Genomic DNA, 12,300 nt, shown 5'->3' on the forward strand with positions numbered 1-12,300 from the left:
GCCGTGCTTCCGGTTCTCATCGTCTGCCAATTTCGGTCCATGTCACCTAACAGGTCGCTTGCGATCTGCGCGGTGAAGGCATCACCGCCTTCTCGGCGCCGGCACGTGTGGGGGAGCACTGCCGAGCCGCGCGCGGGGCACGACAGCCACTGGGCAGGGCGCGCGGTGGATCGCGGCACGGCTGACCGAGCCGAACGGGTTGCGGCCGTTCGTGCGGCTGCTGCCCACGACGAGCAGCCGTGCTCCCTTGGCCTGGCGAAGAAGAGCGGGTACAGGCCGGTCCTCGGTGATGTCGATCTCGACGGGCACCGCTGGGTATCGGCGGCGCCACGCACCGAGGAACTCCTCGCGCGATGTCGCGACGGCCGAGGTGATCCGGTCCGAGCCGGACATCGCGTGCACGGCACGCAGTCCGCAGCCGTGGCGAGCCGCGTGCTCGAAGGCGAATCGCACAGCGGGCAGACTCGTGTCCGTGCCGTCCACGCCGAGAACGACGGGGGCGTCCGTGGCCGGACGGCTGTGGTGGACCACGACGACCGGCCGGTCGGATCTCCGCACGATGTCGAGAGCGGTGGAACCGAAGAGGATGCGCAGAAGTGGGCCGAGGCTGGAACTTCCCACGACCACCAGTTCGGCGTTCGCCGTGCCGGCCGCGTTGATCAGCGCCGGCGACGACTCGCCTTTCGCGAGAACTGTGGCTACCTCGGGTGCCTGCGTGCGGCATTCCCGAGCCGTTTCGTCGAGGTGCGCCTGGATCTCTCGCTGGATGTAGGCGTCCTCGAAGGCCGCGTTGGTCGCGCCCCATCCCGGTGCGGCCACCGTTCCCCAGGCCGTCGTGACGCCCGCCAGGTGGGCGTGGACGAGCAGCAGCGGACGTTCCCGCGCAGAGGCTTCGGTTGCTGCCCACCGGATCGCTCGCTGCCCGTGCTCGGAGCCGTCGAAGCCCGCGACGAGCCCGCCACGACCGCGGTAGGCGGTGAACTCGTTGGAAGCGCGCATGAACCAGGCCTCAGCGCTTGTCGTGCACGGTGAAGTGGACCTTGCCGTCGTTGTCGTCCCGGACGTCGAGTACGCGGTCGGCGAGGGCGTGTGCGGCGGTGTGGTCGAGGAAAACGCGTGAGCCGAATGCTCCCACCGCGATCTCGTCGCCCATGGACGGCCGATCGGCGATCGTCAGCGCGAGGTCGGGGCCGGGTGAGGGCTGCGTCACGGAGGAGATCCGGAGTCCGCCCTGGCCGGCATGGCCCGCGGCCGCGGTGAGGGAGTTGATGGCCTCGCTTGCTCGGTTGCTGACGTCCAACATGACGGTTCCCTTGCTCTCGGCGGAAGTGCGGGCATGGACACCGTATGAGCCGAAGGCAGGACGATGCACGGTCCAGATTCATGATCAGGGCAAATGTTGCATAGACGAAAGGTTGGCGAGCGTGTCGCCCTCGTCATTTGCGGACAATCGAAAGTGGGTCGTTGGTCGGTGAGCTGATCGGAGAGGAAGGTGGGGTTGTGACTGTCCATCCTGTCGTTGTCGGGGTCGACGGGTCGGAGGCAGCACGGGACGCCGCGATCTGGGCGGCGGGTGAAGCAGTGAGCAGAGGACGTGTTCTCCTTCTGCTGCACGTGGTTCGTTGGCCCCTGTACGCCGACGCGTACTCGGCGAACACAGCCTCGGTCTCAGGCCATGAGCTGCAACGGGAGTGGGCTGACGCGATGCTGGCGGACGTCCGCGAGGAATGCCGAAGGCGCCACCCGGATGTCCTGGCGGAGGAGTCGGTGGCACTCGGCGATCCCGCTGAGGTTCTGCTTGAAGCCTCTGCTGACGCTGCCGTGATGGTCCTCGGGCCACGAGGAGAGGGCAGGCTGTCGGAGATGTTCCTGGGCTCGACCGTCATGCACGTGGTGCAACGGTGCAAGGCACCTGTTGTTGTGGTGAGAGGTCAGGACGACGCCGCGGAGCGCACTGTTGTTGTCGGGGTCGACGGCTCGGAGGCGTCCGCACACGCGTTGGCGTTCGCGCATGAGTACGCGTCGAGGCGGGGATCCCGTCTGGTCGCGGTTCACGCCTGGAGCGATGTACCGCTGGACATCGTGCTGCGTGAGCGGAGGGTCGACTTCAGCGCGACGTTGGCGGATGCCCGGATGGCAGTTGCTCACTCGCTGAGCAGGTGGACGCGGAAGCACCCGGAGGTGCCGGCCGAGATCGTGATCACTTCGGAACGGCCGGCGGACACGCTCGTGGAGGAGGCGGAAGGTGCGGAACTGTTGGTAGTCGGTAGTCGTGGCAGAGGGCCAGTGCGCCGAGCACTGCTCGGGTCGGTCGGCCACGCGGTGGTCCAGGAAGCCCCATGTCCGGTCGCGGTCGTGCCGGTTCCCCTGTCTGGCTGAACAGACTTGCCTCACGGGGATGTACTGGTGCATCTTTGCGCGCGGTGCGCCGGGAAGTCTGGTCGGCAGTGCCCGCCAAGGACGTCCTGGTGGGCGTGGCTGACGTGGACGGAGTAGCAGGTGGCGCCGATGTTCCCCGCCGGGAGTCACGATGTTCAGTGTTGACCCGGCGGTGGAGTCCGCGTTGCGGGATCGGTGGTCCCGTACCCTGCGCGACCTGAGGTGGGCCTCGGTCGTTCTGCCTGCCTCCGTATCGCTGACCTGCGGTGCGATGCTCGTCGTGGGAGCAGTGACCGGGGCGGGGATCTCCTGGCCCGGGGTCGTGCCGCTGGTCGTTTCGACGATCGCTGCGGTGGTGTTGCGTCGCTGGTTCCGTCAACAGGCACCGCTGGATCCTGCACGGTGGCTGCCCGCGACTGCCTTCGCTGTGGCGGCCCAGCTACTGGTCGGCGCGGTGCCCACCTTCGTCGTTGCCTGGACGGCCACCAACGGCGCTGGGAGGGGTGTGGCGGGCGTGTTGATGGCCCTCTGCTGCCTGCTGGGCGCCGGGATGTGCTGGAGGGCCCGTCGTGCGAGTCGAACGCTCCTGACGCCGCTCGTACCCGAGCTGGGATCCGCCGACGTGCGCCTGACGTTGCCGCTGCGGGAGAGCCGTGTGCGAGCGGGAGTGGTCGTCGAGCGCGATCGCATCGAGTGGGCTGCGAAGTCAGTGGGTTTCGACGAAGTGAGGCATGTGACACCGGTTGAGTTGCCCGTCGAGCCGTCGCCTCGTTGGTGGCTCGCATCGCCCGACGGTACGACCGTCGAGGCGCGTCCGGGTCCCGGAATGCTGATCGAAGGGCCAGGTGAGGCGTGGCTCCTCCCGGTTCAGGACTCGGAGCTCGCGACCGAACTGGTCAACCGTCGCAGAGCCCTGTGGATCCAGGGCAATCGCTGAACGATGTCCGACAGGAACGGGCGATCTTCCTCCACGACCTGCTTGAATCGCTTGAGTTCGTTCTCCAGCATCAGTTCCACCAAAGCCGCGAAGGCCTCAGGACGAGGGCCTGCCGTCAGGACCACCCTGGTGGTCTGGTCCGAGACCCACTGGAAACTCGGCAGCAAGTCGGGGAACTGCTGGGACGAGCGTTCATAGGTAGACCAACGCCGCACCGCATCGGCGAGCGGAGCGGCGACGTCGACGGATCTCGTGACGATGCGCATGACCTCTCCCGGAGTGCCGCGTTGGTTCGCCTGCAACGTTAGGGGAGACCGCCTTGTTGCACAGAGCAAAACTTGCGCTGTGCCGCCCTGGTCAGATCCAGCCGAGATCGGCCGCGGTCACCGATGGCTCGCCGCCCGCCTCGGTGAAGGCGGTCAGGGCCTGAACGAGGTCACGTCGCTCGTCGCCGGACATCTTCGCGACGATCCGGCCGATCGCGGCCCGGCGCCGCCGCGTCACACCCCGCACCACGCGCCGGCCCTCCGCAGTCAGCTCGATCACGACCTCTCGGCGCACAGCCGGGTTCTGCTGGCGCGCGATCATCTCGGTCATCACCAGGCGGTCCACCATGCGGGTCGCGGTCGACGGGTTGACGTCGAGCAGTTCGGCGATCGTCGTCAGCTTCATCGCGCCTCTGCTGTCGAGCAGGACGAGCATCCGGAACTGCGGCAGGGTGATCGTCTCCTCGACCGCGGCGAGCGATCGCGCCGAGATGGCGACCAGGAGGCGCGAGGCGGTCAGCACCGCGTCGGTGAGCGCGTCGACACCGTTCGTGTCGACCTTGGGCCGGGACATGGTCCCTTTTCTACCGCAGGCGCAGGGTTGCCATCACCTCGCAGCGGGGATCACCCGCTGCGAGGTGTCGCTTTCGGCGGCAATGACCGTTTCCAGGGCATCGAGTGCCGACTCCACCCAGGCGTCGATCTGCGACCGAGTGGCTGCAGGCGGACCGGTCAGGTCGACGGTCACGGCGCAGCGACCGGAGGTCAGCCTGATCACCTGAAGCGTGCCGGACCAGCTGACGGTGGAGTCGTTGCCCCATGTGATGCGCAGGCGTTCCCAGTCGATGGCGACCTGACGCTCCACGCTCAGTTCGGTGTGGTGGCCGGGCAACCACAGCCGGATCAAGTTCGGACCGGACCGTTCGATCTCGACGGAGCCGGGTAGCCAGGTGGTCGTGTACTCGAGGTCGGAGACGATGTCGAAGACGGCTTCCGCGTCGGCGGGCATGGAACGGCTTCGAGACAAGGCGGGTCCTTTCGGCGGATTGCTCCCATCCTTCTGGTGGGAGGGCCAACGTGAACCTGACGAGTGGCTAACGATCGTTCGGTGTCGAGCTCGACGACGACGGTGTGGGTGTCACCGCCGTGGACGTCGAAGGAGTGGCTGAGGTCGATTCCGGAGGCGAGTGCTTTCGTTGAGTCACAATCGGAGTCGGCGCTCCACCACTCGTCGTCTGAGTGCCCAGCGGCTCAGGTTCATCCTGTGTGGACACTCCGCACGCGGCCATGGAGAGGCTGGCGATCACGGCGACGATGACGTTTCTCATCGGCTGGCCTCCGGGATCTCCACGACGAACCTGGCTCCACCACCAGGACGGTCTTCGACCCAGACCCGGCCGTGGTGGCGCCGGACGTGTTCGGCGACCAGTGCCAGACCGAGCCCGCTGCCGGTGTCGGCACCGCGGCTGCCGGCTCGGTCACCTCGGGTGAAGCGTTCGAACACCTGGGTGCGCATGTCCGGCGGAACGCCCGGCCCCGCGTCGTCGACTTCCAACCGAGCCTGACCGTCGTGGTGCAGCACGGCCAGCCGGACGGCCCCTCCCGCGTGGAACTCCGCGTTCTCGATCAGGTTTCCGATGACGCGGTCGAGCCTGCGTCGATCGCCGGACACGACTGGAGGCGGTGGCTCGACGACGATCTCGACGTCCTCGCCGAGTTTGTGCCCGGCCACACCGCGGACGAGTCCTTCCAGGTCGAGTGGTTCGAAGTCCTGCTGATCGCCGACCTGGTCGGCACGACTGATCTCCATGAGGTCGACCACCATGCGGGCAAATCTGTCCACTTCGGACGTGAGCAACCAGAGAGCCTTTCCCGCCGTACCTGGAAGCTCGGCCTGCCTGCGTTTGAGCACGGCGGCCGCGTTCACCATGGTGGTCAGCGGTGATCGCAGCTCGTGGCTGACATCGCTCGCGAACCGCGCGTCGCGGAGCACGCGTTGTTCCAAAGCATCCGCAGTGGTGTTGAACGTGGTGGCGAGTGGTGCGAGGTCGGGGTCGGCCTGGGCGGGTAGCCGAGCTTTGAGGTCGCCACCCGCGATACGTGACGCCGCTGCGGTGAGCTCGGTCAGCGGCCTCAGCGCGCGTCTGCTGGCCCACGACCCGAGGGTGGTGCCGATGAGGCCGCTGAGCACGGTGCCGCCGATGAGCAGGCCGCTGAGGAACCGGAACGTCCGATCGAGCTGGACGAGCGGGAAGAGCTCCACGTACAGCCCTTGTCCTTCGGCGAGCGGCTGGGCTACCGCGATCACGGGGATGCCGTCGGCACGCAGGCGCTGCCGAGCCGGAACGCCGTCACGTGCCATCGCCAACAGGTCGGACGGCACGACCGCGGGATCGACCTGGCGGCCGCTCGTGAGCACCTCGCTGGAGCGGAACAGCATGATCGTCGAGTCCGGATCAGTGGTCAGACCGGTGAGAAGTTCGGTGAGACCGTCCGATCCTCTCCGCAACGTCTCGTCGACCAGCCTGACGTTGACCTCGGCCTGCCGGGTCGTGGCCTGCAGTCGCTGCCTCAGCATGTAGTCCGAGGCGAGGTTCCACGTGGCCAGAGCGAGCAGGCTGGTCACGAGCAGGGATCCGAGGCCTAACGCCGCGGCTACCCGCCAGCGCAGCGAAGGACGCGGGACCGGCATCGTCACCGAGGCGGTCCGAACTTGTACCCGGAGCCACGCACGGTGAGCACGAACACGGGATCCTCGGGGTTGTGCTCGACCTTCATGCGCAGCCGGCGCACGTGCACGTCCAGCAACCGCGTGTCCCCGTAGTAGTCGTAGCCCCACACCCGCTGCAGGAGTTGCTCCCTGGTGACGATCCGGCCTCCGGCGGCCGCGAGTTCGGCCAGCAGCCGGAACTCGGTGCGGGTCAACCTGATCTCCTTACCACCGCGGTGGACCACGCCCTCGTCGGGCCAGATCTCAAGGTCTTCGACGCGGTAGGAGATGTTCTGCTTGGTCCCTCCGCGCCTGCGCAGGAGAGCCCGTATGCGGGCGGCCAGTTCGCTTGCCACCAGCGGTTTGGTCACGTAGTCGTCAGCGCCTGCCTCCAGGCCCGCGATCACGTCGGGCGTGTCGGTGCGCGCGGTCACGATGATGATCGGCAGATCGCCTTGCGCCCGAAGCATCCGGCAGACCTGCAAACCGTCCACACCGGGCAGCATGAGGTCCAGCAGGACCACGTCGTACCCGTCGCCACCGAGCCGGCGCAGGGCATCCTCCCCGGACACCGCCTCGTCGACGGCGAACCCCTCGTCCGCGAGGGCCAGGCCGAGCGCTTGGCGGATTCGCTCGTCGTCGTCCACGAGCAGCACGGAGAAATCCATGTCCTGCTTTTCGTCGTAGGTCTTCTGTGCTGCTGCTTCTATCACGTTCTCATCGTCGCTGCATCCGGTGCTGAACGGGGGCCTTCGGAAGAAGGTCGTAAGGTTGCACTGTGCACACGTCCGGCATTGTTGTCGCTGCGGTGCACGCCCGTCGTGGGCGCGCGCCCGCGGTATTCCCGGGGAAGGTCAGGTCCGGTCGTCGAGCACGCGGCCGGGTCCTGCCACCGAGCAGCGAAGGGTTCGCGGAGTCGTGACAGGCATGCCGACCACTCACGAGGGCGTTACGGGAACCATTCTCGTGTGTGACAGCTGTGGCCGCTCACGCAGAACCAGCAGCACCGGCCCCATGGCCTGGGACCTGTTGTGGATGCAGGCGGGCATCGCGGGCTGGACCGGTTCGGATCGACGGCTGGGGCCGCACTACTGCCAGGTCTGCGTTGGTAACGAATAGGTAACCATTGCACGGTGCAATAATCGCGTTCGCCTGATTCATCCGTATCCCTCCGCGTCAGAGCACGAGTTCGCCGCTGTTTCGCGAAGGGAGTTCCACGGTGCTCACACGTCTCGCCCAGGTGGTGGCGGCGCTGACGGTCATCTGTTCGCTCTCGGTTCCTCCGGCCTCCGCGCAGCCGGACTTCGGTCCGGACTACACGCCGACCCAGTTCGGTCCGATGGGGCCCGCCGGTCGGGACATGCTCGTCAAGGTTCGGCTCGCCGGGCTGTGGGAAGGCCCGGCGGGCCGTCTCGGCCTGGAGAAATCGGCGAACCCGTTGGTGAAGGAGGCCGGACGGCACCTGATCAACGGGCACGCCGAGCTCGACGCCAAGGTCCTCGAGCTCGGCCGCACGCTGAACGTCTCGTTGCCCACCGAGGCCAACTCCGACCAGCAGGGCTGGATCGCCGAGATGACCAATGCACCTGCCGGCAGCACGGAGTTCGACCGCATCTTCGCCAACCGCCTGCGCGCCGCGCACGGTGGCGTCTACAAGTTCCTGGCGGTGGTTCGCACCGGCACGCGCAACACCGCGATCCGCGACTTCGCCAAGCGGTGCATGGAAGTCGTGCTGGACCACATTCAGGTGCTCGAAGCCACCGGCATGGTCGATTTCGAGGACACCAAGGCGATTCCACTCGCCGCGCTCGCCGCCCCCGCGCCGAGCCCCACGGTTGTCCCGACGGTGCCTCAGGTGGTGCCGAACCTGCCCAAGACGCAGAACATCGCTCAGCAGGAAGAGAACAACGACTTTTCCGATGGTCTGCTCGGCATCCTCGTGCTGGCGGCCGTGGCCGGTGGGATCTACCTGTGGAGTAGTGGGCGGCCTCGTCGCTCATCTCGAGAGTGACACCTCATCGAAAGGACCTCGAAAGGTCGCGGTGAGCGGATTTCCTGCAGACTGGCGATGCGGACATCACCGGTCGGGGCGGATGTCCGCGCCAAACCACTCCGGGGAGAACGGGTACCGGCCGGCGGATCGGGCGGCCGGTACCCGCCTGGTGCGCTCGCGGGTGGACCGCTCCCCGGGATCGCCGCACGTGAGAGTGGAAACACCGTCTGTAGCGGCCAGAACGAGGAGTTGGGATGGGTTCGCGCGCCGTGCTCGTCGGTTACAGCGCCCGCGGCCGGGCTGTCGTCTCGGCGCTGCGCTGTGAAGGGCACGCCACGGAGTTGACGATCGTCGACGCCGACCCGGAGAGGGTTGAACAGGCCGAAGTGGACGGAGTGTCCGCGGTGGTCGGCTCTGGCTGGCGGCTGAGCGTTCTGTGGTCGGCAGGTGTTCACAACGCGGACCAGGTCGTCGTCGCGGTGCGTGACGACGCGATGGCGATGAGGATCACCTCGATCGTGCGATCGCTGAACGAGACCGCGACGGTGATCAGCGTGGTCCGCGACCCGGAGTTGCACGAACTGGTCAGCTACCTCGGCGCGGATCTCGTGCTGGGAGCCGTCGAGGCCGCCGAATGGGCCTTCGGTTCCTCCGAGGTCCCCGCGGACGGGACCGGCCTGCCGGATCTCGAATGGACGGTCGCAGAGCGCGCCGTGGCACGTGAGGAGATCGGCTGCTCGCCGCTGGATTGCGGCAACCAGGTGCTCGCCGTGGTCCGGGACGGAAGGCGGATCTGGGCGGAAGACCCGGCGGTCGCGACGTTGCGTGACGACGATCGGCTGCTGGTGCTGAGCAGCACGAGCGAGGACCGCTGATCGATGGATGTCCTCGCACGCGCGCAAAGCGTCGAACGCCGCGCGGGTCTCGCGACGTTCATCGCCGGCCTGTGGGTGTTCGCAGGTCCGGTGGTGCTGGATCACACCGCCGCCGAAGACGGGTTCGGCGAGTATCGAACCGCCATGGTGCTCGCCTCCCTGATCGCGGTCGTGGGTGGAGTTCGTGCCAGTGCACCGCTTCGACTGCCTTGGCTGGGCCTGGTGACCTCCGGACTGGCCGTTTTCCTGGTAGCCGCACCGATGTTGTCGCACTGGAGCAATGGCAGCCTCGTCGTGCAGATGAACCAGGTCGTCGTGTGCTTCGCCATCGCTCTCGGTTCAGTGGCGAGCGCGGCACTGCGCCCGTCGCGAGTCCGTCAGTGGAAGTGACGGGGAGTTCGATGGCTTCACACATCGTCCTGATCGGCTACGGAGACAGCGGGCGAGTGCTGCTCAGGGCGTTGCAGTTCGATCCGCGAAGGGCGAGGCCCACGGTGATCGACGTGGACCCGGAACGGGTGGAGCAGGCCAGAGCGGACGGTGCCGACGCGGTGCTCGGCTTCGGCTGGAGGCTGACGACCCTGGAGGCTGCCGGTGTGCCCGAGGCGGCGCACGTCGTCGTGGCGGTGTCCGACGACGCGTTGGCGTTGCGGATCACGTCGGTGGTGCGGAGCCTGAACGAGGGGATCACCGTCACGACGGTCGTCCGCAGCAGGAATCTGGTCGATCTCATCCAGTACCTCGGCGCGGATCACGTGCTGACGGAGGACGAGTTCGTGGAGTGGTACCTGGAACTGCGGCCCGAGTCCGACGGTTCGCCCTCGGATGTGGACGATCTCGTCGTGCTGGAACGGGCGGTGGGCCTCGACGAGATCGGGCGCCTGCCGTCCGAGTGCGGGCCGGAGGTGCTCGCGGTCATCAGGGACGGCAGGCGCGTGTGGGCGGAGGACCCGTCGGCGGATCGTCTGCGCAGCGGCGATCTTCTGGTCGTGCTCGACAGCGTTCCCCCGGTCGTGTGACCTGTCAGCTCTCGTCGAGCACGGAGTGCAGGAACCGGCGCGTGCGCTCGTGACTCGGTGCCTCCAGCAGCTCCGCTGGAGGTCCGGACTCGATGATCCTGCCGTCGCAGAACATCAGCACGCGATCGGACACGTCCTTCGCGAACTTCATCGCGTGCGTGACACACAGCATCGTGACTTCGGTGCTTTTCGCGACATCGCGAAGCACGTCGAGCACCTCGGCGGCCAACTCCGGGTCCAGCGCCGAGGTCACCTCGTCGAGCAGCAGGACCTCCGGGCGCACGGCCAACGCACGCGCGATGGCGACGCGTTGCTGCTGCCCACCGGAAAGGTGTGAGGGGTAAGCGTCCAGCTTGTCCGACAGTCCGACGAGTTCCAGCAGCTCGCGCGCCCGCGTTTCGGCCTCGTCCTTGCCGAGTCCGAGCACGTGCACCGGGGCTTCCGTGACGTTGCGCAGCACCCGCATGTTCGGGAACAGGTTGTACTGCTGGAACACCATGGTGATTTTGCGGCGCATGGCGCGCAGGTGCTGTTCGCCGGCCGGAATCAGAGAGCCGTTGCGTTGTTCGTGGAACAGAGGGTCCCCGTCGATGGTGATCATGCCGTCGTCGGGCCGCACCAGCGTCATGAGCATGCGCAGGATCGTCGTCTTGCCTGAGCCGCTGGGGCCGATCAGCGTCACGCGTTCGCCTGCTCCCACACCGAAAGTCAGGTCGTCGAGAACCACGGTGTCCCCAAACTTCGTGGTGACAGCGCGAAACACGATCTGGTCGTGCTCGGAGGTCATGCGATCTCCCTTCGGTACCGGCGTTCGACGATCCGCACCGGCCAGGCGATGAGCAGTGCGGCGGCCAGGTAGACCAGGCCTGCCGCGGTGATCAGTTCGAGGTACTGGAAGTTCTGCGCGCCGATGCTCTTGACCACGCTCAGGACCTCGATCACGGTGATCACCGTGAGCTGTGGAGTGTCCTTGAACATCGAGATCGCGTAGTTGCCGAGCGCGGGCAGGATCCGCTTCACCGCCTGCGGCAGAACGATTCTGGTCCAGGTTCGCCACCGGGGCAGGCTCAGCGCTGTAGCCGCCTCCCACTGCCCGACCGGCACACCGTCGATCCCCGCGCGGTACACCTCGGAGGTGTAGGTGGCGTAGTGGATGCCGAGACCGATGGCGCCCGTCGCGAGCGGCGAAAGCTGGATTCCGGCGGTCGGCAGCACGAAGAACAGGAAGAAGAGCTGCACCAGCAACGGCGTGGAGCGGATGAACTCGATCACGACCGCGACCGGGATCCGGATCCACGGTTGCCCGGACCGGCGCAGCAAGGCGAACACCAGGCCGAGAACGAGTGCGATGAGATAGCCGAGCACGGTCGCCTGCAGCGCGATCAGCAGCCCCCGAAGCAACTGCGGCAGCGCGTCCCAGGCGGTGTTCCAGTCGAAGCTCACGCAATCCTCCCCGCGAACAGGCTTGGCCGGACGGTGCGCCCGATCGACGCGGCGACTCGGCGCTCCAGCAGGCGCATCAGAGCCGTCAGCACGAGTGCGATCACTCCGTAACCGACCAGCAGACCGAGGAAGGTCATCGCCGTGTCACCGGTCGCGGCTCGCACGATCTGCCCCTGGAAGGTGAGGTCCTGCAGGTAGACCAACGACACCAGCGCCGTCGCCTTGAGCAGCTCGATGAGCAGGTTCCCGAACGGCGGCACCATGGTCACCACCGCCTGCGGTAGCACGACCAATCGCATTCTCTGCCACGGCGTGAAGTTGAGCGCCGTGGCCGCCTCCAGCTGTGCCGGTGGCACGGCCAGAATCGCGCCGCGGACGACTTCCGCCCCATACGCGCCGATGTTCAGCGACAATGCCACTACACCCGCGAACAGGGGAGCCAGCTGGAACCCCAGGCCGGGCAGCGCGAACACCAGCCAGAACAGCACGACGAGGGCAGGAAGCCCGCGGAACGCCTCGGTGTAGGCGAAGGAGATCCCGCGCACGAGGCGATTGGCGCTGAGGCGGGCGATGCCTGCCGCGAAAGCGAACACCAGACCCAAACCCGCGCCGTAGACGGTCAGCTGCAGCGTGACGAGCAGACCGTCGAGGAGTCGGAGCCAGAGACCAGAGGACACG

General features: G+C 67.2%; 15 protein-coding genes. 6 read left to right on the plus strand and 9 right to left on the minus strand.

From position 1 onward, the window contains the following. Nucleotides 1–81: 81 nt before the first annotated feature. A complete protein-coding gene (locus tag AB0M24_RS07935; protein ID WP_363762399.1) occupies nucleotides 82–999 on the minus strand; it encodes a universal stress protein in 918 nt (305 codons plus the stop codon). 10 nt (nucleotides 1,000–1,009) lie between these two features. Then, the gene (locus AB0M24_RS07940; RefSeq protein WP_363762402.1) at nucleotides 1,010–1,303 is read right to left on the minus strand and encodes an iron-sulfur cluster biosynthesis protein; all 294 of its coding nucleotides are present in this window, start codon (nucleotides 1,301–1,303) and stop codon (nucleotides 1,010–1,012) included. Between the two features lie 197 nt (nucleotides 1,304–1,500). Between AB0M24_RS07940 and AB0M24_RS07945 the strand changes: the two genes are divergently transcribed. Both AB0M24_RS07945 and AB0M24_RS07950 read left to right on the plus strand, forming a co-directional pair. Next, nucleotides 1,501–2,379: a universal stress protein gene (locus AB0M24_RS07945; protein WP_363762405.1), complete on the plus strand. Its 879-nt coding sequence runs from the start codon at nucleotides 1,501–1,503 to the stop codon at nucleotides 2,377–2,379. Between the two features lie 271 nt (nucleotides 2,380–2,650). Next, on the plus strand, nucleotides 2,651–3,316 hold the full coding sequence (locus tag AB0M24_RS07950) for a hypothetical protein (protein WP_363762408.1): 666 nt from the start codon (nucleotides 2,651–2,653) through the stop codon (nucleotides 3,314–3,316). Nucleotides 3,317–3,673: 357 nt separating this feature from the next. On the opposite strand, the gene AB0M24_RS07955 is transcribed toward AB0M24_RS07950, so the two are convergent. The 4 genes from AB0M24_RS07955 to AB0M24_RS07970 form a co-directional block, all read right to left on the minus strand. Beyond that, entirely contained in the window at nucleotides 3,674–4,156 is a 483-nt protein-coding gene (locus AB0M24_RS07955; protein WP_363762411.1) for a MarR family transcriptional regulator, read from the minus strand. Nucleotides 4,157–4,189: 33 nt separating this feature from the next. Then, nucleotides 4,190–4,609 carry an SRPBCC family protein gene (locus tag AB0M24_RS07960; RefSeq protein WP_363762414.1) on the minus strand — a complete coding sequence of 140 codons (420 nt, stop codon included), beginning with the start codon at nucleotides 4,607–4,609 and terminating at the stop codon, nucleotides 4,190–4,192. 297 nt (nucleotides 4,610–4,906) lie between these two features. Further along, nucleotides 4,907–6,274 carry a HAMP domain-containing sensor histidine kinase gene (locus tag AB0M24_RS07965; RefSeq protein WP_363763051.1) on the minus strand — a complete coding sequence of 456 codons (1,368 nt, stop codon included), beginning with the start codon at nucleotides 6,272–6,274 and terminating at the stop codon, nucleotides 4,907–4,909. Nucleotides 6,275–6,276: 2 nt separating this feature from the next. Further along, on the minus strand, nucleotides 6,277–6,960 hold the full coding sequence (locus AB0M24_RS07970) for a response regulator transcription factor (protein WP_363763054.1): 684 nt from the start codon (nucleotides 6,958–6,960) through the stop codon (nucleotides 6,277–6,279). Between the two features lie 551 nt (nucleotides 6,961–7,511). Between AB0M24_RS07970 and AB0M24_RS07975 the strand changes: the two genes are divergently transcribed. The 4 genes from AB0M24_RS07975 (at nucleotide 7,512) to AB0M24_RS07990 (ending at nucleotide 10,179) form a co-directional block, all read left to right on the plus strand. After that, nucleotides 7,512–8,303, plus strand: a complete 792-nt coding sequence (locus tag AB0M24_RS07975; RefSeq protein ID WP_363762417.1) for a DUF4142 domain-containing protein — start codon at nucleotides 7,512–7,514, stop codon at nucleotides 8,301–8,303. Nucleotides 8,304–8,539: 236 nt separating this feature from the next. Continuing rightward, nucleotides 8,540–9,160 (plus strand): NAD(P)-binding protein, encoded by a 621-nt coding sequence (locus AB0M24_RS07980; RefSeq protein ID WP_363762420.1) that lies wholly within the window; start codon nucleotides 8,540–8,542, stop codon nucleotides 9,158–9,160. Between the two features lie 3 nt (nucleotides 9,161–9,163). Next, nucleotides 9,164–9,550 (plus strand): hypothetical protein, encoded by a 387-nt coding sequence (locus AB0M24_RS07985; protein ID WP_363762423.1) that lies wholly within the window; start codon nucleotides 9,164–9,166, stop codon nucleotides 9,548–9,550. Nucleotides 9,551–9,561: 11 nt separating this feature from the next. Beyond that, on the plus strand, nucleotides 9,562–10,179 hold the full coding sequence (locus AB0M24_RS07990; protein WP_363762426.1) for an NAD(P)-binding protein: 618 nt from the start codon (nucleotides 9,562–9,564) through the stop codon (nucleotides 10,177–10,179). Nucleotides 10,180–10,183: 4 nt separating this feature from the next. Here the strand turns inward: AB0M24_RS07990 and ehuA are convergent, their stop codons facing one another. The 3 genes from ehuA to ehuC are packed head-to-tail and all read right to left on the minus strand — an operon-like array spanning nucleotide 10,184 to nucleotide 12,299. Next, the gene (ehuA, locus tag AB0M24_RS07995; RefSeq protein WP_363762429.1) at nucleotides 10,184–10,966 is read right to left on the minus strand and encodes an ectoine/hydroxyectoine ABC transporter ATP-binding protein EhuA; all 783 of its coding nucleotides are present in this window, start codon (nucleotides 10,964–10,966) and stop codon (nucleotides 10,184–10,186) included. After that, entirely contained in the window at nucleotides 10,963–11,622 is a 660-nt protein-coding gene (ehuD, locus tag AB0M24_RS08000) for an ectoine/hydroxyectoine ABC transporter permease subunit EhuD (protein WP_363762432.1), read from the minus strand. Before ehuD ends, ehuA begins: the two co-directional genes overlap by 4 nt. Continuing rightward, nucleotides 11,619–12,299 (minus strand): ectoine/hydroxyectoine ABC transporter permease subunit EhuC, encoded by a 681-nt coding sequence (ehuC, locus tag AB0M24_RS08005; RefSeq protein WP_363762435.1) that lies wholly within the window; start codon nucleotides 12,297–12,299, stop codon nucleotides 11,619–11,621. Before ehuC ends, ehuD begins: the two co-directional genes overlap by 4 nt. Nucleotide 12,300 lies beyond the last annotated feature (1 nt).

The organism is Lentzea sp. NPDC051838, assembly GCF_040681245.1.
GTDB lineage: Bacteria > Actinomycetota > Actinomycetes > Mycobacteriales > Pseudonocardiaceae > Lentzea.

Bases quoted from the DNA above. Each gene is read 5' to 3' on its own strand.
- AB0M24_RS07980 (WP_363762420.1), top strand. From the start codon at position 8,540: ATGGGTTCGCGCGCCGTGCTCGTCGGTTACAGCGCCCGCGGCCGGGCT.
- AB0M24_RS07950 (WP_363762408.1), top strand. From the start codon at position 2,651: ATGCTCGTCGTGGGAGCAGTGACCGGGGCGGGGATCTCCTGGCCCGGG.
- AB0M24_RS07990 (WP_363762426.1), top strand. From the start codon at position 9,562: ATGGCTTCACACATCGTCCTGATCGGCTACGGAGACAGCGGGCGAGTG.
- AB0M24_RS07935 (WP_363762399.1), bottom strand. From the start codon at position 999: ATGCGCGCTTCCAACGAGTTCACCGCCTACCGCGGTCGTGGCGGGCTC.
- ehuA (WP_363762429.1), bottom strand. From the start codon at position 10,966: ATGACCTCCGAGCACGACCAGATCGTGTTTCGCGCTGTCACCACGAAG.
- AB0M24_RS07985 (WP_363762423.1), top strand. From the start codon at position 9,164: ATGGATGTCCTCGCACGCGCGCAAAGCGTCGAACGCCGCGCGGGTCTC.
- AB0M24_RS07940 (WP_363762402.1), bottom strand. From the start codon at position 1,303: ATGTTGGACGTCAGCAACCGAGCAAGCGAGGCCATCAACTCCCTCACC.
- AB0M24_RS07955 (WP_363762411.1), bottom strand. From the start codon at position 4,156: ATGTCCCGGCCCAAGGTCGACACGAACGGTGTCGACGCGCTCACCGAC.
- AB0M24_RS07970 (WP_363763054.1), bottom strand. From the start codon at position 6,960: ATGGATTTCTCCGTGCTGCTCGTGGACGACGACGAGCGAATCCGCCAA.
- AB0M24_RS07965 (WP_363763051.1), bottom strand. From the start codon at position 6,274: ATGCCGGTCCCGCGTCCTTCGCTGCGCTGGCGGGTAGCCGCGGCGTTA.